We start from the raw sequence: 18,449 nt of genomic DNA on the forward strand, positions 1-18,449 counted from the left end.
GGAGCGTACTGCTCCGGCCCCGCCGCCGCAGGTCACTCCGGCCTCCCCCGACCGTTCTCGTTGCCCTCCTCCTGATCGCCGTCGGCCTTCTCGCGGACCTCCGGCGGCGTGGGTGTGGTGATGTTCCGCTCCTCCGCGGAGCGCTCCCATTCCTCCGGGTCGAGCGGCCGGGTGTCCTTGTCGTCGGGGGTGGACATGGCATGGTCCTTTCGCCGGTTTCGGGTTGTTTGTACGCACTCGCCTACCCGGGATCCCCGGCATTCCTCCCTCAACCGCGAACATGATCCGCGACGGCCCCGTCCGTGCCGGGCGGCGACCCGCGGGAAGCGGTCCGTCAGTCGGCCGCCAGGACCTCGACGCCGCGCGCCCTGAGCTGCTCGACCACCGGATCGTGCGGTGCGGCGTCGGTGATCAGGCCGCTGATCCCCTCCCAGGGCAGCACGGTGAACCGCGAGGCGGTGCCGATCTTCTCCGAGGAGGCCAGGACGTACGTGTCGGCGGCCCGCGCGGCCAGGGCGCGCTTCATCGCGGCCTCCTCGGCGTCGCCGGTGGTCAGCCCCGCCTCCGGGTGCACACCCGTGACGCCCAGCAGGAACAGGTCGGCCGAGACCTGCTGCGCCGCCTCGACCGCGGCGGCGCCGCAGGCGACCGCCGAGTGCTTGAAGACGCGGCCGCCGAGCAGGAACACCTCCGCCCCTGGATGGTCCAGCAGCGCGGCGGCGACGGTCGGGCTGTGGGTGACCACGGTGCAGGCCAGCTCCGGCGGGAGCGCGCGCGCGACGGCCAGGGCCGTGGTGCCGCCGTCCAGGATCACCACACCCCCGGGACGCACCAGCCCGGCGGCCACCGCGGCGACCCTGCGCTTGCCGTCCGGCGCCACGGTCTGCCGGGCGCGGTAGTCCACCACGGCCGGCGAGACCGGCAGCGCCCCGCCGTAGACCCGCTGGCACCGCCCCTCGGCCGCGAGCTCGCGCAGGTCCCGCCGCACGCTGTCCTCGGAGATCCCCAGCTCGGCGGCGACATCCTTGGCGACGATCTTGCCCTCCCGGGCCAGCAGATCCAGCAGGTGGTCACGCCGTTCAGCAGCCAGCATCCGCACTCTCTCCTGTTCTTGCACGTTTCTGCATGTATCGTAGCGCCCCATGACCGACAAGCCCATGCTCATCCTCATCGCCGGGCCCTACCGCTCCGGCACAGACGGGGACCCGCGCGCCATGGCCGCCAACCTGGCCCGTCTCGAAGCCGCCGCCTGGCCCGTCTTCGCAACCGGCCACCTCCCCGTGATCGGGGAGTGGATCGCACTGCCCGTGCTTCACTCCGCCGGCGCCGGCCCCACCGACCCGCTCGCCGACGAGGTGCTCTACCCCACCGCCGAGCGCCTGCTGGCCCGCTGCGACGCCGTACTGCGCCTGCCCGGCGACTCCACCGGAGCCGACCAGGACGTCGCCACAGCCCACCGCCGCGGCCTGCCCGTGTACCACGACGTCGCCGAGATCCCGCCGGTCACCTCCCAGGAGAACGCATGACCCCGCGTCCCGGCGTCGACACCCCGGACCACCGCGGGCGCACCGGACTCGACCGCGCCGGCCGCGGACTGGACCGCAACCCCGACGTCGTGGTCCGCGAGGTCGAGCTCACCTCGCAGGGGTGGCACGTACTGCGGCGCTCCACCTTCGACTACCGGCGCAGGGACGGCCGTTGGACCACCGAGCAGCGGGAGACCTACGACCGCGGCAACGGCGCGGTGGTCCTGCCCTACGACGTCACGCGCCGCACGGTCCTGCTGACCCGTCAGTTCCGCTACCCGGCCTATGTCAACGACCACCCCGACGGCATGCTCGTCGAAGCCGCCGCCGGACTGCTGGACGCGGACGACGCTCCCACCGCGGTCCGCCGCGAGAGCTCCGAGGAGCTCGGCGTCACGCTGGGCACTCTCACCCATGTGCTCGACGCCTATATGAGCCCCGGCTCGGTGACCGAGAGGCTGCACTTCTTCGCCGCCCCCTACACGGCGGCCGACCGGACCGGCCCCGGCGGCGGACTGGAGGAGGACGGCGAGGACATCGAGGTCCTCGAACTCCCCTTCGCCGAGGCTCTCGCGATGACCAGGGACGGACGCATCAGCGACGGCAAGACCATCCTGCTGCTGCAATGGGCGGCCCTGGACGGCCCGTTCGCCCCGGCCCGGACGGCGGGAGATCTCGGCGGGTGTTCAACTCCGGTCCACCGGCACGCCTAGGCATGCACATGCCGGATGATAAGAATGGTGCGGCCGTCGGAGCCACCCACCTGAGGGAGCGTCACCCATGCGTGCACCGAACCGGACCAAGGCGACCCGCCGGTCAGCCGTCGTAGCCGCAGCCACCTGCGGTCTGCTGGCCCTCGCGCCCGCGCTCGCCGCCCACGCGGCGGGATCCGGCTGGACCGTGACCGGCAGCACCCAGCACAGCACCCTGACCGCCGGGGAGGGCGTCGCCACGGTGCACTCGGGCTCCAGCGACACGGTGCTGTACCGGGGTGCCGGATCGATCCCGCTGTCCGTGCTGGTCCAGGGCTGGAGCCACATCGGCGACCCGGACTCGGCGAACGGCTATGTCTTCGACGCCTACCAGAGCGGCGCCTCCACCCCCACCAGCAAGATGTTCCGGGTCACCACCCCGTCGGGCGCCGCCTACGAGTACACCCACGCGCTGGTCTCGGGAGAGCTGTACAACAACTCCTTCGACGCGGTCTCCCCCGACACCCAGTGGATGGTCGCCGGCGAGTGGGGCACCATGGACCACCTGCAGATCTACCCGACCCCGGTGCTCAACCCGGCCACCTCGCCCACCGGCGGCACCCTCGCGCTGTCCGGTGAGATCCAGTTGGACCACGCGGTCAACGACATCCAGGCCTGCGACTTCACCAGCGCCACCCAACTGGTCTGCGTCTCCGACGACTCCAGCCGCAGCCTGTTCGCCGACGACAAGCCGCTGCTGCAGGTGGACCTGGCGCACGCCCTGAACGGCGCGACCGTCACCGGCCATGTCACCGACCTCGGCCCGATCCCGCAGAAGAGCATCTGCTCGGGCGGCTTCGAGGCCGAGGGCGACGACTACGACCCCGCCACCGGCATCCTGCGGGTCGAGATGATCCAGCCCAGCATCTGCGGCGCCGCCACCACCGTCTACACCTACACCCGCGGCTGACACGCCCTCAGCACGACGCGACGCGGCCCCGCCGGCCCAGGTCAGTTCCGGCGGGCCGCGTCGTAGTCACTCAGCCGCTTCTGCATGACGGGGTAGGGGGTGGCGGCGGGGACCGGCTGTCCGTCGCGGACGCCGATCGCGACCTGGACGGCCGCGTCGACGGCGGCGCGGTAGGGCAGCGAGCCGGTGCTGACGCGGCGCACGCCCAGGCGGGCGAGTTCGGTCAGCGGCAGGTCGGGGACGGCGAGCACGTTCAGCGGCACCGGGACGGCGGCGGCCAGTGCGGCGATGTCGTCCGGACTGCTCGCCCCGGGGACGAAGATCCCGTCGGCGCCGGCCCGCACGTACTGCCCGGCGCGGGCCAGTGTCGTCGGCAGGTCGGCGTCCTGGCCGAGCCAGTAGGTGTCGACCCTGGCGTTGACGAACACCCCGGGGCTGCGCCGCTTGACGGCGGCGATCTTCGCGGCCTGGGCGGCCGGGTCGATCAGCCGCCCGTCGGTACTGTCCTCGATGTTCACCCCGTCGGCGCCCAGCCCGGCGACATGGGCGGCCACCCGTTCCGGGTCGTCGTCGTATCCGTCCTCGACGTCGGCGCTGACGAAGACCGGCAGCCCGGCGAGGGCGCGTACCAGGGCCGCGGTCGCCTCACGGCTGGCGCGCGATCCGTCCGGGCGCCCGGACGCGGCGGCGACGCCGAAGCTGGTGGTGCCCACCGCGGGGAAGCCGGCGTCCGCGAAGGCCAGGGCCGAGGGCACGTCCCAGGCGTTGGGCAGCAGGAACGGCACCTCCCCGGCACGGTGCAGGTCGGAGAACGTCATCGCAGATCTCTTTCTCGCGGTGTCGATTCGGGGGGCTGCTGTTCGTATAGAAGGTGAGGAAGCCGGCCAGGGCCGGCCCGACCACAACGCGCGACCAGCACAGGAGGACCGCCATGAAGCAGTATCTGCTCAGTGTGATGCAGCCGCAGGGAGAACCGCCCGCCCCCGAGGTCCTGGCCGAGATCGGCCGGAACCTGGACACCTTCCACCAGGAGCTGCGGGCCGCCGGAGCCTGGGTCTTCGCCGGCGGGCTCCACGCCCCGAGCACGGCCACCGTGGTGCGGTCCCAGGACGGTGAGGTGCTCCTCACCGACGGGCCCTACGCCGAGGGCAAGGAGTACCTGGGCGGCCTGTGCATCGTCAAGGCGCCGGATCTGGACGCCGCACTCGACTGGGGCCGCAAGGCCGCCCGGGCGACCACCCTGCCCATCGAGGTCCGCCCGTTCATGGGCGAGGCCGAGAGCTGATGCCCGACACGCCGGCCGTCTCCGACGCGGAGATCGAACGCGTCTTCCGCGCGGAGTACGGCCGCGCGGTGGCCGTCCTGGTCCGCGTCCTCGGCGACATCGACACCGCCGAGGACGCGGTGCAGGACGCCTTCACCGCGGCGGTGCAGCGCTGGACGGCCGACGGGCTGCCGCCGAGCCCGGCGGGCTGGCTGATCACCACGGCCCGCAACCGGGCGATCGACCGGCTGCGGCGCGAGGCGTCCCGCGAGGACCGGCAGGCGCAGTCCGCCCTGCTGCACGAACATGACGAACCGGCCGAGGAGGGCGCGGTGCACGACGACCGGCTCCGTCTGATCTTCACCTGCTGCCACCCGGCCCTGGCCACCGGCGCCCAGGTCGCCCTGACGCTGCGGCTGCTGGGCGGGCTGACCACCGCGGAGATCGCGCACGCCTTCCTGGTGCCCGAGACGACCATGGCCCAGCGCCTGGTCCGGGCCAAGGGCAAGATCCGCGACGCCGGGATCCCATACCGGGTCCCCTGCGAGGCGGACCTCCCGGACCGGCTGCGGTCCGTGCTGGCCGTCGTCTACCTGGTCTTCAACGAGGGCTACACGGCGAGTTCGGGCGACCGGCTGGTCCGCGAGGACCTCTGCGCGGAGGCCGTCCGGCTGGGACGGCTGCTGGTCGCGCTGATGCCCGACGAACCGGAGGCCAGGGGGCTGCTCGCGCTGATGCTGCTGACCGAGTCGCGGCGGGAGGCGCGGACCGGCCGCAGCGGCGAACTCGTACCCCTGGCCGAGCAGGACCGCGGCCGCTGGAACCGTGAACTGGTCGCCGAAGGTCAGGCCCTGGTCCGGCAGTGCCTGCGGCGCAACCGTCCCGGCCAGTACCAGATCCAGGCGGCGGTCAGCGCCGTGCACAGCGATGCGCCGTCCGCCGCCGACACCGACTGGCCGCAGATCGTCCGGCTGTACGACCAGTTGCTGCAGTTCGGCCCGACCCCGGTCGCGGCGCTGAACCGTGCCGTGGCCGTGGCCGAGGTCGAGGGGCCGGCCGCGGCACTCGCCCTGGTCGACGACCTCGACCTCGACGGCTACCACGTGTTCCACGCCGTCCGGGCCGACCTGCTCCGCCGTCTGGGCCGCGACGCCGAGGCCGCACTGGCGTACCGGGCGGCGACGGCCTGCAGCGGCAATACGGCCGAGCGCGCGTTCCTGCAGCGCCGGCTCGAAGCACTCGGCGAGGGCTGACGTGCGTCGGGGCCGGACCGGTCAGCCGGCGGAGGTGCCGATCAGGCGGCCGGTGCCGTAGGTGACCGCTGCCGCGAGGACCCCGAGCAGCAGTTGGCGCGCGCCGCCGAGACCTGCCTCCGCGCGGCGGGGCCGCGAACCGGGTTCGCGGCCCCGCCGGGGTGGTGGTGCGTCAACTGCCGTACGCCTGGAGTTCCCAGAGCGAGTAGCCGTACTGGGTGGCCCGGGCGGTGCCGTTCATCCGCAGGTAGCGGCCGCTGCCGGTGACGTTCAGGGTCTGGCTGCCGCCGGTCCGGTGGTGGTGGAGTAGATGCTGGTCCAGGTGGACCCGTCGTTGAGGTCTGCACCTGGAACGCGGTCGCGTACGCCGTTTCCCAGTCCAGGACCACCTTGCAGATCGACTGCGTCGAGCCCAGGTCCACCTGCAGCCACTGCGGGTCACTGAACGCACTGGACCAACGGGTCCCGGTGGTGTCCCCGTCCACCGCCGCACTCGCCGGGGTACCCGCGTTCTCCGTCGACGAGGCGGTCGCGGTCTTGTTCAGCGCGAGGTCGGTCGTGCCGCATCCGCCTCCGGCGGCGGCCACGGTCCAGTTGAAGGAGGCGGTTCCGGCGGCGCCGGTGCCGTCGGTCGCCTTGACCGTGACGCTGGAGGTCCCGGCCGCGGTCGGGGTGCCGGAGATCAGGCCGGTTCCGGCACTGATCGACAGCCCGGCGGGCAGGCCGGTGGCGCTGTAGGTCAGCGTCTGACCTGACGCCGAGTCACTGGCGTGCGTCTGCAGGCTCACCGCGCTGCCGACCGTGGAGCTCTGGTCGCCGGGACCGGTCACCGTCACCGTGTTGCCGGTACCGCTGCCGGTGGGCAGGGTCCACTGCTGCTGCGCCGAGTCGGTGCAGGTCTCGATGTCGAGGCGGCTGGCCGTGTTGCCGCCCGGATCGGTCAGGCACAGGCCGGAGCTGGGGTTCAGCAGTTCCCCGTTGGCCTGATGGGTCCAGCCCTGGGCGGCGGTGGCGTTGCAGGGGTACCAGTCGACGTTGGTCCCGCTGGTCGTGCCCGCGCTCACCACGTCCAGGCAGCCGCCCTGGCCGCGGAAGGTGCCGTCGGAGTACGGCGACCACTGCTGGCCCGCGCTGCCGTTGCAGGCGCTGACACCGATCGGGTTGCCCTCGGTGTTCAGTGAGTTCTGGTTGGCGAGGCACAGGCCGCCGATGCCCTTGACCGTGCCGGTCGCGGTGGCGGTCCCGGTGGGCGTGGAGTCGCCGCCCTTCTCGTACACCGCCACATAGCCCACGCTCATCGAGGCGCCGGAGGAGGTGGCGGCGGTCGGGGTGGTGGAGCCGTAGATCCCGTCCGGGTAGTTGCCGCCCATCGCCAGGTCCCAGATGATGAAGAAGCCGTGGTCGACGGCCTGCTGCCAGGCGGTCGTGCCGACCGAGGCCTCGGTGATGGTGCTCTCGACCGTGCCGTCCATCAGGTACTGCATGGACTCGGCGGCCGTGTTGCTGCGGTCGATGATCACCGAGTAGGTGTGGTAGCCGGTCTGGCAGCTCGACCCGGCGGCGGGACACGGGATCAGGGCGTGGCCAGGGCTGTTGGCCGAGTCATGGAGCGTCTGCGAAGCCTCGTTCAGCCCGTTGACGTCCTCCATCATGTCCAGCTCGCCCGAGGTGGGCCAGCCGCCGCCGGTTCGCATCGGGGCGCCGAGCGCCCAGAAGGCCGGCCAGTAGCCGAGGCCGTTGGCCGGGTTCGGCTGCTCGATCGAGGCGGTCATCTCCAGCTCGCCGCCGGCCGGGGCCTGGAAGTCGTCCCGGGTGCTCTCCAGCCGCGCGGACGTCCAGGTGCCGCCGCTGTTGATCGCCTTGAGGACCAAGTGGCCGTTGCCGTCCAGGTAGGAGTTGTTGGTGGAGCTCGTGGTCTGCTCGATCTCCCCGGTGCCGTAGCCGCTGCCGATGTCGTAGAACCAGTTCGAGGACGAGGGCGCGGAGCCTGCGGCCCCCGCGAAGTCGTCGCCGAAAACGGTGTTCCAGCCCGCGGGTGCGGCCGGCACGGTGTCGGCCTGCGCGGCGGGTGCGGCGACCAGCGTCGCGGTGACGGCGCCGGTCAGGCAGCCGGCCAGGAGCGCTGCCGTGGCCAGGACCGAACGGCCCCTCAGCCTCGCCGGTCTGCGGTCGACTTGTCGGCCCTTGTGGAGTGCGAAGGACATCATGCCTTCCCTTCAGCGCAGATAGCGCTCTCTCAGATCTGGCCGCGGGCAGCACGGAGCGACGGCATTCGAATGCCGCAACATCTGTGTCCAGCAGGCCGATTGGCCCTTTCCTCGCACAAGAGAGCGCTCTCTAGCAGCTGATTTCTACGGCGTTGTTACACACCTGTCAAGGCTTTGCGCGCCGCCGCACGCACCGACCCGGATCCGGAACCCGCGCGCCTCACGATCCGTGCGGCTCCGACGCCTTCCGGCCGATCGACCGGGACCGCGCGACATCGGCATCCTCATCTGGAACGCTGGCGACATGACCGCCCTCGACTGGATCACCGTGACCGACGTACGCCTCCGCGAAGCCCTCATCCCGGATCCCGACGGAACCGGGACCCTCGACTCGATCGCCCAGGGCCGCGTCGCCACCGACGGTGCGTTCCTGCACATCGCGCCGGGCGACGGCGACGCGGACGCGGAGACACTCGTCACCACGGTCCCGGCCGCCGCAGTGCTGAGCTTCAGCTACGTCCGGACCCCGCGGCCGTCAGCCGCGGGTCGCTTCCTCTGACCTGACAGGCGATCGGACGGCGAACCGGTCAGGAATGGAGAAGCCCCGGCGACCGGGCCACAACTAGCGTGACTGTCATGACTTCCATCGAATCCATCACCCTCGAGGTGGCCGACCTCACGGCCGCCGAACACTTCTACGCCGCCCTCGGTCTGGGCACGCGAGTGCGCCTGCGCGCCTCGGAGGAGCCGACCGACGGCTTCCGCGGGTTCGTGCTGTCGATCACGGTCTCGCAGCCGGGCAATGTGAAGGCCCTGTTCGCCGCCGCCCTCGACGCCGGCGCCACCACGCTGAAGCCGGTGACCAAGTCCTTCTGGGGCTACGGCGGCGTCGTGCGGGCCCCGGACGGGACCATCTGGAAGATCGCGACCTCTGCCAAGAAGGACACCGGCCCGGCCACCCTGGAGTTCGACGACCTCGTACTCCTGCTGGGCTCCACCGACGTGTCCGCGACCAAGCGCTTCTACGTCAGCCAGGGCCTGGAGGTGGGCAAGAGCTTCGGCAGCAAGTACGTCGAGTTCGCCACACCGTCCGGCACCGTCAAGTTCGGACTGTACGGACGCCGCGCGCTGGCCAAGGACGCGGGTGTCCCCGCCGAGGGCAGCGGGTCGCACCGCCTGGCGATCAACGGCAGCACCGGGCCGTTCAGCGACCCGGACGGCTTCGGCTGGGAGGCAGCGGCGCTGACTCCCGCGTCCTGACCCGGCCGCATGCCGCACCCCTGCGAGGGTGGCGCGGCCCTACCGGGGCGGCTGCAGCCCCACCCGCCGCAGGCCGACCCTGGCCAGGTCGTCGATGACCTCCCGGTCACCGCGCCGCCAGGCCGCCGCCAGGCCGCCGTCCGCGGTCCGCAGCCCGGCCAGGTCCTGCAACGGACCGGTCAGCGCGCGCAAAGCGAAGAGGTCGGCGCCGCCGGGTGCGGCCAGCAGCCGCTGCGCCTGCGAGCTGCTCCGCAGCCAGCGGATCCGCGGCGGCAGCCAGAGCAGCAGCACCGTCACCACCGGCACCGCCACCAGCACGAAGGCGATCATGAAAGCCAGCCGGCTGACCGTGTGCTCCGCGGCCTGTCCCGCCGAGGCCAGACCGGTTCCGGCCTCGGCGGCGTCGAGCAGCGGCTGCTTCAGTGCCCCACCCACCAGTGGAACCCTGGACGCCGCGTTCCCCGCGTCGTGGAGACCACCGGCCAGTCGGTTCCCCGCGCTCTGCGCGGCCTGGCCGGGGCCGACCAGCAGCATGATGGTGCGGTGCACCAGCCTGGCGAACCACGCCGCACCGACGATCACCGCGATCGCCAACAGGTCGGCCAGCACTTGCCGGGTACGGCGGGCCGGGGTCTGCGCATAGATTCTCATGCACGATTCTCTGCCCCGTCCGGGCCCGAATTCCCGTGAACACGCGCAGCGGACCCCGAACGCACTACCCCGGCCGCCGACGGAAACGGCTGGAGCCCGACCTCTTCGGACTGCCATGCTGACCTTGTGGACAGTTCCGGGATCACCATCACCTTCGCCCCCGACCTGCAGGTGTTCGTCAGTGCCCGGCACCGGGGCGAGAGGGCTTCGGTGCGCATCGACGGGACGTCGACGATCGGCCATGTCGTCGAATCCCTCGGTCCCCCGCTCACCGAGGTCGGCGGTCTGCTCGTCGACGGGGAGCGAGTGGCCGTCTCGCACATCCCCTCGGACGGGGAGGACGTGGTCGTCCACGCCGTGCCCAGGCCCCAGCAGCTTCCCGGCCCGCCGCGCTTCCTGCTCGACGTCCACCTCGGAACCCTCGCGCGGCGACTGCGGCTGCTGGGCGTCGACACCGCGTACGAGAGCGTCGACATCGGCGACCCGGCCCTGGCCGCGCGCTCGGCCGCCGAGCAGCGGGTGATGCTCTCCCGCGACCGCGGACTGCTCCGGCGCCGGGAGATCTGGGCCGGGGCGTACGTCTACAGCCACCGCCCGGCCGAGCAGCTCACTGACGTACTGTCACGCTTCGCCCCCCGGTTGGCCCCGTGGACCAGGTGCACGGCCTGCAACGGAGTGCTGCACGCGGCCAGCAAGTCCTCACTGCAGGACCGGCTGCCGAGCGGGACCGCGCGTTCGTTCGACGTCTTCGCCCAGTGCGGCGACTGCGGCCAGGCCTACTGGCGCGGCGCCCACCACGCCCGCCTGGACGCCATCGTGGACGAGGCCGTGCGCGCGTTCGGCACCGCGTAGGAGGATCGCGGACACGCCGGAGCCCCGCCGACGGGGGAGGAGACGGCGGGGCCCGCGGGATCAGCGGGTCGGCTGACGCGGTGTCAGGCTAGCCGCCGGGATCGGTCCGCGTCCGGCATATGCCAGGAGTGATGGGCAGCCCGGACCGGGCTACTCGGAACCGGCGGTGAAGTAGTGGCCGGCGTCGATGTCGGCGATGAGGCCGGGGTGGGTCGGCGCCCAGCCGAGCAGCTCGCGGGTGCGGGCGCTGGAGGTCGGGTTGTCGAGTCCGATGAAGGGTGCCATGAACTGGAAGTACCCGGGGACCTCCTCGGCGGGGACGGACTTGGCGGGAAGGTCCAGGTTGCGGGCGATGGCCTCGGCGATTTCGCGCAGCGGGACGCCCTCGTCGGCCGCGGCGTGCAGCCGGGATCCGGCGGGGGCCTGCTCCAGCGCCAGGCGGAACAGGCGGACGACGTCGAGGGTGTGGGCGGCGGGCCAGCTGTTGGCGCCGTCGCCGGGGTAGCCGGCATAGCCCGCGGTCCGGGCGAAGCGGATCAGCGCGCTGGTGAAGCCGTGCTGGTCGAGGTCGCTGTGCACCAGCGGGGGCAGCCGCACGACCGACGAGCGAACCCCGCGCTCGGCCAGTGCGATCACCGCGTTCTCACTGTCGATCCTCGGGCCGGACTCCGCGAAGTCGGCTTCGGTGCCGGCCCGGCCCTGGACGCCGGCGAACGCGAGCAGCAGCGTACCCGAGGCGATGACCAGTGCCTTGCCGGAGCCGGACTCGGCCAGGGCCTCGCCCAGCGCTCCGACGGCGCTCCGGTCGGCCGCCGCGGCGTCGAGCATTGAGCCGGCTTGCATCGCGTCGTGCTTGAAGGCGAGGTGGACGACACCGTCCGCGGCCGAGGCGGCCTGGCGCAGGCCGTCGAGGTCGTCCAGGTCGCCGCGGCGGACCTCGGCACCGAGCGCGGCGACCGCCGCGGCCGAGGAGTCGGAGCGGGCCAGGCCGGTGACGCGGTGGCCCGCGTCGAGCAGTTCCGGTATGAGCGCGGAGCCCAGGTGGCCGGAAGCGCCGGTGACGAAAACGTGCATGGGTGATGACCTCCGAAGAGCTGACCGCCCCGGCGCCACCGCGGGATGCGGGGGCGGGACGAGTCAATGACACTTGGTGTCATCACACTACATCCGATGACACCGGATGTCATCACTAGGATGGGGCCATGGGACGATGGGAACCGAACGCGCGAGGCCGCCTGGGCCGGGCCGCGATGGAGCTGTACGTGGAGCGCGGGTTCGACCAGACCACGGTCGCGGACATCGCCGAACGGGCCGGACTGACGAAGCGGACCTTCTTCCGCCACTACGCGGACAAGCGCGACGTGCTGTTCGTCGGCACGGCCCTGCTGACGGAGGTGGTCGCACGCGCGGTCACCGAGGCGCCCGCGGACCTGTCCCCCGTCGCCGCGACCACCCGGGCGCTGGAGGCGGCGGCCGGGATCGTCCAGGAGCGGCCCGAGGACGTGAGGATGCGTCAGGCCGTCATCGACGCGCACGTCGAACTGCAGGAGCGCGAACTGGTCAAGCTCGCCGCCCTGGCCACCGACCTGGCGGCCGCGCTGCAGGCACGCGGCGTCGACGTCTGGACCGCCCGGCTGCTCGCGGAGACCGGCCTGGCCGCCTTCCGGGTCGCCTTCGCCCGGTGGATCGCCGACAACGCCGAGGGGCCGCTGACCCGGCTGGTCACGGATTCGATGGAGGAGTTGGCAGCAGCGGTCGCCAAGCCCTGAGCCGACGTCAGGTGGTGTCCGTTCCGACGGGCGGCACCACCGGATCCGCGCGGCCGCAGCCGATCGGCGCGGCGCCCGCCCCGGGCCCCTCGGTGCGGGCGGATTCGCGCAGTTCGACGCAGCACAGGCCGGGGCGGGGGGTGAGCACGGCGTCGACGCCGGTGGCCTCCAGGCCGTCGAGGACTCCGCCGAGGAAGGCGTGGTTGATCCCGCAGACCAGTTCCGGCGACCGGGCCGCCAGCTGGTGGAACGGGCAGTTGAGCAGGCGCAGCCTGGTCGGGGCCTGGCGGTCGGGCTCGAATCCGTACTGCTCCAGCAGCGGCTCGCCGGCGCTGATGGAGCGTTCGGGGCCGAGTCGGCCCGGTCGGATCCGGGCCCGTTCGGCGGCTCCGATGTCCTGGCCGCGCCGATAGGCGGTGCGCAGGGCCGCGGTGCGGGCGTCCTCGTCCGGTCGGCCGGTGAGGACGGCGTCGATGAGGATCTCGGCGATCACATCGGGGCGGCGCTCCGGGATGCTGACGTGGATGTCGGCGTCGCCGGGTTCGTAGACCTTGGGCTTGCGGCCGACCTTGCGGATCCCGTCCGGGTTCTCGTAGCGGCTGCGCAGCAGGCCGGCCTCGACGAGTTTGTCGAGGTGGAAGGCGGCGAGCTTGACGGAGACCCCGGCGTCGGCCGCCGCCTCCTCGCGGGTCACCGGCCGCCGGGCGCGGCGGGCGAAGTCGTACATCCGGCGGCGCTGCCCGTCGGCGAGCACGGCGACGGTGCCGACCGGGTCGCCGGCGGAGGGCTCGGAGCGAGCCGGACTGGTAGCCACCCTTCCAGGGTAACGGCTACGACCGTGTTCATAACGGGGCCCGGCACTGCGACGACCGTGGCGGGTTGACCGTCGCCTTGAATAAGTCCAATACTTACTGGTGAAATCAGGCCACAAGCAGAGCCTGCCGTCGCGGGCATCGGAGGCACCCGACATGACCGCCCGACACCAGCCCGCCGCCCGGCCCGCCCGCCTCGACGCGGAGCCCCCGATACCCGCCCCCGCCGCGCTGCGGGTGGTGCACGACACGGACGGTGTCGACCTGGCGGCGGCGGAGGACGCGGCCCGCCAGTTCCTGCACGCCCTCGGGCTCAGCACCGACAGCGAGAGCATGCAGGGCACCCCCGGGCGGATGGCGCGCGCCTACGCCGAGCTCTTCAGCCCCCGCGCCTTCGACCTGACCACCTTCCCCAACGACGAGGGCTACAACGAGCTGGTCCTGGCCAGGTCCATCCCGGTGCGATCGGTGTGCGAGCACCATCTGCTGCCCTTCGTCGGCACCGCCCACGTCGGCTACCTGCCCGGGCAGCGGATCCTGGGGCTGTCCAAACTCGCCCGGGTGGTCGAGCACTTCGCCTGCCGCCCGCAGGTGCAGGAGCGCCTCACCAAGCAGATCGCCGACTGGCTGCAGAACCGGCTCGACCCCAAGGGTGTAGGAGTGGTCATCGAGGCCGAGCACACCTGCATGACCCTGCGCGGTGTCCAGGCCACCGGTTCGACCACGGTGACCTCCACCCTGCAGGGCCTGCTGCGCCACGACCCGCGCTCCCGCAGCGAGTTCCTCGCGCTGACCGGCATCACCCGCTGACCCCGAAAGGACCCGCTTTGGAGATCTGGATCAACCCGGCGTGTTCGAAGTGCCGCTCGGCGCTGTCACTCCTGGACGACGAGGGCACGCAGTACACGGTGCGGCGCTACCTGGACGACCCGCCCACCACCGACGAGCTCGCAGAACTGCTCGAAAGGCTGGTCCTGGAGCCGTGGGACATCACCCGAACCGGTGAACCCCTCGCGGCCGAACTGGGCCTGGCCGACTGGTCCCGGGACCCGGCCGACCGCGACCGCTGGATCAAGGCGCTGGCGCAGCACCCGGCCCTGATCCAGCGTCCGATCATCACCGCCGACGACGGATCGGCGGTCGTCGCCCGCACCGCCGAAGCCGTCCGGTCCGTCCTGCCCGCGCCATCCTGAAGGCCGGGTCATCCTGAAAGAGCAGGAAGCCATCGGAGGAGAGTGACCATGACCGCGAACACCGCCCATGTCATCGTCGGGGCCGGCCTCGGCGGTGCCAAGGCCGCGCAGGCGCTGCGCGAGCAGGGCTTCCAGGGCCCGCTGGTCCTGATCGGGGAGGAGCGCGAGCACCCCTACGAGCGCCCGCCGCTGTCCAAGGGCTACCTGCTGGGCAAGGACCCGCGCGAGAAGGCCTTCGTCCATCCGCGGCAGTGGTACGCCGACCACGACGTCGACCTGCGGCTGGGCGCGACGGCCAGCGCCCTGGACCCCGGCGCGCACCGGCTGACGCTCTCCGACGGCAGCCGGGTCGACTACGCCAAGCTGCTGCTGACCACCGGCGCCTCGCCCCGCCCGCTGCAGGTCCCGGGCGCCGACCTGGACGGCGTGCTGTACCTGCGGACGCTGGCGGACAGCGACCGGCTCAAGACCGTGTTCCGCAGCGGGGCCCGGATCACCGTCGTCGGCGCCGGCTGGATCGGCCTGGAGACAGCGGCGGCGGCTCGCGCGGCCGGGGCCGAGGTGGTGGTGCTGGAGAGCGCGGAACTGCCGCTGCTGCGGGTGCTCGGCCCCGAGGCGGCCCAGGTCTTCGCCGACCTGCACCGCGACCACGGGGTGGACCTGCGCCTGGGCGTGCAGGTGGACTCCATCACCGGGGAGTCCGGGACGGTGACCGGCGTGCTGCTCGCCGACGGTACCCGGATCGAGTCGGACGCGGTCGTGGTCGGCATCGGGGTCGCCCCCAACACCGGCCTGGCCGGAGCCGCGGGGCTCAGCGTCGACAACGGCGTCGTCACCGACGAGCGGTTGCGCACCTCCGCTCCCGACATCTACGCCGCGGGGGACGTCGCCAGCGCCCGCCACCCGCTGCTGGGGCGTCACATCCGGGTCGAGCACTGGGCCAACGCGCTGAACCAGCCGCAGACGGCGGCCCGGGCGATGCTCGGCCAGGACGTCGTCTACGACCGGCTGCCGTACTTCTTCAGCGACCAGTACGACCTGGGCATGGAGTACACCGGCTACGTCGAGCCCGGCGGCTACGACCGGGTCGTCTTCCGCGGCGACACCGCCGCCCGCGAGTTCATCGCGTTCTGGCTGGCCGGCGACCGGGTCCTGGCGGGCATGAACGTCAACGTCTGGGACGTCGTCGAACCCGTCCAGGCGCTGATCCGCTCCGGCGCGGCCGTCGACCCGGCGCGTCTGGCCGACCCGCAGGTCGCCCTGGAGTCGCTGATCCCCGGCTGAGCGCGGCCGGGCTGCCCGGAGCGTGCCCCCAGGACCGGGGACGGCTTGTGGCCGTAAGCGCAAGCCGCCTATAGTCATGAGAGTACGCTCTTACATGGGAGTCGACCATGAACGACGTCTCGATCGTCGCGCCTGACGGCGGCGAGGTCATCGAGCTCGGCCCGGCGCGGATGCGCATCCTGGAGGACGGCGGCACCACCGGCCACCGCCTCGGGATCGGCGAGATCACCCTGGCCCCGCACAGCGAGGGCCCGCCCCAGCACCGCCACGCCGAACACGACGAGGGCTTCTACGTCGTGTCCGGCTGCGCGGTGTTCACCGTCGGCCGGACCAGCCACGAGGCCCCGGCCGGAACCCTGGTGATGGTCCCGCCGGGGGTCCCGCACACCTTCGCCAACCCCGGCGACCAGCCGGTCGTGCTGCTCAACACCTTCACCCCGGACCTCTATGTGCAGTACTTCCGGGACCTGGGCGACACGGTCGCCGAGAACGGACAGCTGTCCGAGCCGGCCACCGTCGAGGCGATGGCCCGCTACGCCACCACACCGGCCACCGACTTCGCCTGACGTACGGTCACCTGCGCCGGTAGGAGGCGAAGTACCGGGCGTCGGGTGTGCCCAGGCCGGTCGCGTTGTCGTAGCCGGGAGTGGCGGTCAGGGTCTGGTCGAGGCCGAGGGTGATCAGGTAGGGCGTGGCCGGTGAGCCCGGTTGCGGTGTGCCTGCCGGGCCGACGGCGTCCGTGTGCGCGGCGGGGCCGGTCGGCGTGCTGGTCACGTCGTGGTACGCCCCGGTGCCGTAGCGGGCGTAGAGGGCCGGGTTCGCGAAGCCGAGCGGGGCGCCGGCGGCCTGTTCGGCGTCGGCCTGCATGCCGGCGATCAGCTGCACGGACACACTGGTGCCCGCCAGGGAGAACTCGTGGTACGCGGCCGGTCGCCCTGGCGCCAGTGCCACCGTGACGCCGACCCGTACGCCGCTGCCCAGGCTGGCGTCGGCGGCGATGTCGGGGAGCACCCGCATCGGCGCGGCCGAACCGTTGGCGTGGCTGAGCGCGTCGGGGACCACGCCGCGCTGGTAGCCGGGCCGGGCGAAGACGCGGCTGGTGCCGCCGCCACCGCCGCCCAGGAACGTGCCGGGCAGAGCGGCCCATCGGGTGCCGTCGCCGGTCAGACCGGCCGTGTAGTCCCCCCAGGGCGCCTCCCACGCGTAGCCGCCGTCAGGTCCGACGGCCAGGGTGGTACCGCCGACTCCGGTCACCCACGGGTCGGCGTCGGGATAACTGACGGTCGGTGCGTGCGTGGGCGACACATCCGAGTCGTCGCCTTCGTCGTCGGAGTCCACGTAGTAGCCGATGCCCTCGGTCGCGCCCTGTTCGAAGACCTGCTCGTAGAGGGCGATCAGGCCGGGCGAGAGGGTCGCCTCGTTGTACCGGACGTTGTACGCGCTGCTGACCACCGTCGCGAGCCGGGTATCGGCGATCTCGGTGTAGGCGTCGAGGATCGGCAGTGCCTGGCCGTCGTCGTCGCACTTCGCGCCCAGGTCCGTCAGGTGCGCCGCGGGGGCCGTCGCGTGCACCTCCTGTACGTCCGCGAAGTCCTCGGAGTACATCGGCCCCTGACTCGCACAGGTCTCGTCGAGGCCCGACGGCAGGATCTGGGAGAACTGGCCCGGGGCCAGCGGCTCGCCGTGACGGGCGCCGAAGGTCGCCAGGTCGTGCGCCATGCTCGGGGTGTGCCCGCCGGCCACCACGGCCTCGCTCACGCCGGCGCCGGTCAGGTCCGACGGCACGCCGTAGGCGCTGCGCAACTGCTGCGGCGTGTAACCGCAGCCCGCGTAGGGCGCTTTGGCGCCGTACGCGGTCGGCAATGTGTCGGCCGACCGCTGGCCGAAATACACCGAGCAGGGTGCGGACGTCGTGCCCGACGACGCGGCGACGGCCGACCCGCCGCTGGTCGAGGTCGCCTCGCCGCGGCCTGCGTAGCCGGGAATGCCGGTCTCCATCGGGACGACCGTGGCCACTGCAGACGCGACCTGCGCGGGCACGGAGGCACTCGCGCCCGGCACCGGTGCCTGCTGCGGCGTGCCGGCCACCTGTCGGCCGTACTGCCGCACCGGATCCGCGCCCACCCGATAGCTGTGCCAGCTCACGCCGAACGCCAGGTCGGCCTGGGCAGCCGTGCCGGTGACCTCGACATAGTGCGCCGAGACCGCGGTCACCCGTAGTCCGGCAGCGCTCAGCCAGGAGCGGACGGCGTCCGTCCGGTCCCGGGTCGGCCCGAACAGCGCCTGCTCCTGACCGGGAGTCAGGTACCGCCGGTACAGCGGACTGCCCGGGGTGGACACCGCTTTCGCGTACCCGGCCAGTCCTGCCGGATTCCTCCCGGTCAGGTAGACCCGCACGGCCACCGGCGCCGAAGCCGCGGCCACGCCCAAGTCCTTTGCTGCGGTGCCGTCTTCGGTGGTCGGCACCGACCACAACGGCACATAGTCGGCCACGGCGGCCCTGCCGGGCGGTGCGGAGGCCCGTCCGCCGCCCGCCGCCGTCGCGGCCGGTACCGTGCCCACGGTCAGCGCCAACACCGCGCCCGCCGCGACGGCTGACCGCCTGCTCCATCCATGGCCCGCCATCATGTCTGCCTCCTGGGATCCGACCGCATCGTCACCCGTTCGACGCTAGGTCGGCCCGGATCCCCGGACATTGGTGCTGCCCCCCAACTCC

20 protein-coding genes and 2 pseudogenes are annotated in these 18,449 nt (G+C 72.5%); 13 read left to right on the forward strand and 9 right to left on the reverse strand.

The window, feature by feature from the left end; genetic code table 11:
* Positions 1-32: 32 nt before the first annotated feature.
* Together TR46_RS42105 and TR46_RS06835 are read right to left on the reverse strand one after the other, a co-directional pair.
* Complete coding sequence (locus TR46_RS42105) at positions 33-197, reverse strand: hypothetical protein (protein ID WP_161790093.1); 165 nt, start codon at positions 195-197, stop codon at positions 33-35.
* A gap of 137 nt (positions 198-334) precedes the next feature.
* Positions 335-1,093, reverse strand: a complete 759-nt coding sequence (locus TR46_RS06835; RefSeq protein ID WP_042395239.1) for a DeoR/GlpR family DNA-binding transcription regulator — start codon at positions 1,091-1,093, stop codon at positions 335-337.
* Between the two features lie 49 nt (positions 1,094-1,142).
* Here TR46_RS06835 and TR46_RS06840 point away from each other — a divergent pair, with 49 nt between their 5' ends.
* From TR46_RS06840 to TR46_RS06850, 3 genes are all read left to right on the forward strand, one after another.
* Positions 1,143-1,526: a hypothetical protein gene (locus tag TR46_RS06840; protein ID WP_042395242.1), complete on the forward strand. Its 384-nt coding sequence runs from the start codon at positions 1,143-1,145 to the stop codon at positions 1,524-1,526.
* Complete coding sequence (locus TR46_RS06845; RefSeq protein WP_042395245.1) at positions 1,523-2,239, forward strand: NUDIX domain-containing protein; 717 nt, start codon at positions 1,523-1,525, stop codon at positions 2,237-2,239. Before TR46_RS06840 ends, TR46_RS06845 begins: the two co-directional genes overlap by 4 nt.
* A gap of 67 nt (positions 2,240-2,306) precedes the next feature.
* Complete coding sequence (locus TR46_RS06850; RefSeq protein ID WP_236655232.1) at positions 2,307-3,188, forward strand: hypothetical protein; 882 nt, start codon at positions 2,307-2,309, stop codon at positions 3,186-3,188.
* A gap of 41 nt (positions 3,189-3,229) precedes the next feature.
* Here the strand turns inward: TR46_RS06850 and TR46_RS06855 are convergent, their stop codons facing one another.
* On the reverse strand, positions 3,230-4,006 hold the full coding sequence (locus tag TR46_RS06855; RefSeq protein ID WP_042395248.1) for an isocitrate lyase/PEP mutase family protein: 777 nt from the start codon (positions 4,004-4,006) through the stop codon (positions 3,230-3,232).
* A 113-nt stretch (positions 4,007-4,119) separates the two neighbouring features.
* Here TR46_RS06855 and TR46_RS06860 point away from each other — a divergent pair, with 113 nt between their 5' ends.
* Both TR46_RS06860 and TR46_RS06865 read left to right on the forward strand, forming a co-directional pair.
* Complete coding sequence (locus tag TR46_RS06860) at positions 4,120-4,473, forward strand: YciI family protein (RefSeq protein ID WP_042395249.1); 354 nt, start codon at positions 4,120-4,122, stop codon at positions 4,471-4,473.
* Positions 4,473-5,705, forward strand: coding sequence for an RNA polymerase sigma factor (locus TR46_RS06865; protein ID WP_042395252.1), 1,233 nt, complete (start codon positions 4,473-4,475; stop codon positions 5,703-5,705). The genes TR46_RS06860 and TR46_RS06865 overlap by 1 nt, the downstream gene beginning before the upstream one ends.
* A 178-nt stretch (positions 5,706-5,883) precedes the next feature.
* Here the strand turns inward: TR46_RS06865 and TR46_RS39170 are convergent.
* A pseudogene (locus TR46_RS39170) lies at positions 5,884-6,292 on the reverse strand (discoidin domain-containing protein); the annotation flags it as partial.
* Between the two features lie 54 nt (positions 6,293-6,346).
* Positions 6,347-7,912 (reverse strand): annotated as a pseudogene (locus TR46_RS44035) (ricin-type beta-trefoil lectin domain protein); the annotation flags it as partial.
* Between the two features lie 304 nt (positions 7,913-8,216).
* On the opposite strand from TR46_RS44035, the gene TR46_RS06875 reads away from it, so the two are divergent.
* Both TR46_RS06875 and TR46_RS06880 read left to right on the forward strand, forming a co-directional pair.
* Positions 8,217-8,471: a hypothetical protein gene (locus tag TR46_RS06875; RefSeq protein WP_042395255.1), complete on the forward strand. Its 255-nt coding sequence runs from the start codon at positions 8,217-8,219 to the stop codon at positions 8,469-8,471.
* Positions 8,472-8,548: 77 nt separating this feature from the next.
* Positions 8,549-9,172, forward strand: a complete 624-nt coding sequence (locus TR46_RS06880) for a VOC family protein (protein WP_042395625.1) — start codon at positions 8,549-8,551, stop codon at positions 9,170-9,172.
* 39 nt (positions 9,173-9,211) lie between these two features.
* On the opposite strand, the gene TR46_RS06885 is transcribed toward TR46_RS06880, so the two are convergent.
* A complete protein-coding gene (locus TR46_RS06885) occupies positions 9,212-9,823 on the reverse strand; it encodes a hypothetical protein (RefSeq protein ID WP_042395257.1) in 612 nt (203 codons plus the stop codon).
* A 126-nt stretch (positions 9,824-9,949) separates the two neighbouring features.
* Between TR46_RS06885 and TR46_RS06890 the strand changes: the two genes are divergently transcribed.
* Positions 9,950-10,675 (forward strand): Mut7-C RNAse domain-containing protein, encoded by a 726-nt coding sequence (locus TR46_RS06890; protein ID WP_042395271.1) that lies wholly within the window; start codon positions 9,950-9,952, stop codon positions 10,673-10,675.
* A gap of 150 nt (positions 10,676-10,825) precedes the next feature.
* On the opposite strand, the gene TR46_RS06895 is transcribed toward TR46_RS06890, so the two are convergent.
* A complete protein-coding gene (locus TR46_RS06895) occupies positions 10,826-11,749 on the reverse strand; it encodes an SDR family oxidoreductase (RefSeq protein ID WP_042395273.1) in 924 nt (307 codons plus the stop codon).
* 128 nt (positions 11,750-11,877) lie between these two features.
* Between TR46_RS06895 and TR46_RS06900 the strand changes: the two genes are divergently transcribed.
* The gene (locus TR46_RS06900) at positions 11,878-12,444 is read left to right on the forward strand and encodes a TetR family transcriptional regulator (RefSeq protein ID WP_042395277.1); all 567 of its coding nucleotides are present in this window, start codon (positions 11,878-11,880) and stop codon (positions 12,442-12,444) included.
* A gap of 7 nt (positions 12,445-12,451) precedes the next feature.
* On the opposite strand, the gene TR46_RS06905 is transcribed toward TR46_RS06900, so the two are convergent.
* Positions 12,452-13,258 carry a helix-turn-helix transcriptional regulator gene (locus tag TR46_RS06905; RefSeq protein ID WP_042395279.1) on the reverse strand — a complete coding sequence of 269 codons (807 nt, stop codon included), beginning with the start codon at positions 13,256-13,258 and terminating at the stop codon, positions 12,452-12,454.
* A 154-nt stretch (positions 13,259-13,412) separates the two neighbouring features.
* Here TR46_RS06905 and folE point away from each other — a divergent pair, with 154 nt between their 5' ends.
* The 4 genes from folE to TR46_RS06925 all read left to right on the forward strand — a co-directional run bounded on the left by folE (position 13,413) and on the right by TR46_RS06925 (position 16,299).
* On the forward strand, positions 13,413-14,066 hold the full coding sequence (folE, locus tag TR46_RS06910; RefSeq protein ID WP_152626330.1) for a GTP cyclohydrolase I FolE: 654 nt from the start codon (positions 13,413-13,415) through the stop codon (positions 14,064-14,066).
* A gap of 17 nt (positions 14,067-14,083) precedes the next feature.
* Entirely contained in the window at positions 14,084-14,449 is a 366-nt protein-coding gene (locus tag TR46_RS06915; RefSeq protein ID WP_042395283.1) for an arsenate reductase family protein, read from the forward strand.
* A 48-nt stretch (positions 14,450-14,497) separates the two neighbouring features.
* On the forward strand, positions 14,498-15,733 hold the full coding sequence (locus tag TR46_RS06920; RefSeq protein ID WP_042395285.1) for an NAD(P)/FAD-dependent oxidoreductase: 1,236 nt from the start codon (positions 14,498-14,500) through the stop codon (positions 15,731-15,733).
* Between the two features lie 107 nt (positions 15,734-15,840).
* A complete protein-coding gene (locus tag TR46_RS06925) occupies positions 15,841-16,299 on the forward strand; it encodes a cupin domain-containing protein (protein ID WP_042395289.1) in 459 nt (152 codons plus the stop codon).
* Between the two features lie 7 nt (positions 16,300-16,306).
* Here the strand turns inward: TR46_RS06925 and TR46_RS06930 are convergent, their stop codons facing one another.
* Positions 16,307-18,361, reverse strand: coding sequence for a S53 family peptidase (locus TR46_RS06930; RefSeq protein ID WP_084718031.1), 2,055 nt, complete (start codon positions 18,359-18,361; stop codon positions 16,307-16,309).
* Positions 18,362-18,449 lie beyond the last annotated feature (88 nt).

This window comes from Streptacidiphilus carbonis (assembly GCF_000787775.1).
Lineage (GTDB): Bacteria > Actinomycetota > Actinomycetes > Streptomycetales > Streptomycetaceae > Streptacidiphilus > Streptacidiphilus carbonis.

Excerpts from the sequence above, each read along its gene's own strand:
- TR46_RS42105 (WP_161790093.1), bottom strand. The coding sequence starts at position 197 with ATGTCCACCCCCGACGACAAGGACACCCGGCCGCTCGACCCGGAGGAA.
- TR46_RS06835 (WP_042395239.1), bottom strand. The coding sequence starts at position 1,093 with ATGCTGGCTGCTGAACGGCGTGACCACCTGCTGGATCTGCTGGCCCGG.
- TR46_RS06840 (WP_042395242.1), top strand. The coding sequence starts at position 1,143 with ATGACCGACAAGCCCATGCTCATCCTCATCGCCGGGCCCTACCGCTCC.
- TR46_RS06845 (WP_042395245.1), top strand. The coding sequence starts at position 1,523 with ATGACCCCGCGTCCCGGCGTCGACACCCCGGACCACCGCGGGCGCACC.
- TR46_RS06850 (WP_236655232.1), top strand. The coding sequence starts at position 2,307 with ATGCGTGCACCGAACCGGACCAAGGCGACCCGCCGGTCAGCCGTCGTA.
- TR46_RS06855 (WP_042395248.1), bottom strand. The coding sequence starts at position 4,006 with ATGACGTTCTCCGACCTGCACCGTGCCGGGGAGGTGCCGTTCCTGCTG.
- TR46_RS06860 (WP_042395249.1), top strand. The coding sequence starts at position 4,120 with ATGAAGCAGTATCTGCTCAGTGTGATGCAGCCGCAGGGAGAACCGCCC.
- TR46_RS06865 (WP_042395252.1), top strand. The coding sequence starts at position 4,473 with ATGCCCGACACGCCGGCCGTCTCCGACGCGGAGATCGAACGCGTCTTC.
- TR46_RS06875 (WP_042395255.1), top strand. The coding sequence starts at position 8,217 with ATGACCGCCCTCGACTGGATCACCGTGACCGACGTACGCCTCCGCGAA.
- TR46_RS06880 (WP_042395625.1), top strand. The coding sequence starts at position 8,549 with ATGACTTCCATCGAATCCATCACCCTCGAGGTGGCCGACCTCACGGCC.
- TR46_RS06885 (WP_042395257.1), bottom strand. The coding sequence starts at position 9,823 with ATGAGAATCTATGCGCAGACCCCGGCCCGCCGTACCCGGCAAGTGCTG.
- TR46_RS06895 (WP_042395273.1), bottom strand. The coding sequence starts at position 11,749 with ATGCACGTTTTCGTCACCGGCGCTTCCGGCCACCTGGGCTCCGCGCTC.
- TR46_RS06900 (WP_042395277.1), top strand. The coding sequence starts at position 11,878 with ATGGGACGATGGGAACCGAACGCGCGAGGCCGCCTGGGCCGGGCCGCG.
- folE (WP_152626330.1), top strand. The coding sequence starts at position 13,413 with ATGACCGCCCGACACCAGCCCGCCGCCCGGCCCGCCCGCCTCGACGCG.
- TR46_RS06920 (WP_042395285.1), top strand. The coding sequence starts at position 14,498 with ATGACCGCGAACACCGCCCATGTCATCGTCGGGGCCGGCCTCGGCGGT.
- TR46_RS06925 (WP_042395289.1), top strand. The coding sequence starts at position 15,841 with ATGAACGACGTCTCGATCGTCGCGCCTGACGGCGGCGAGGTCATCGAG.
- TR46_RS06930 (WP_084718031.1), bottom strand. The coding sequence starts at position 18,361 with ATGATGGCGGGCCATGGATGGAGCAGGCGGTCAGCCGTCGCGGCGGGC.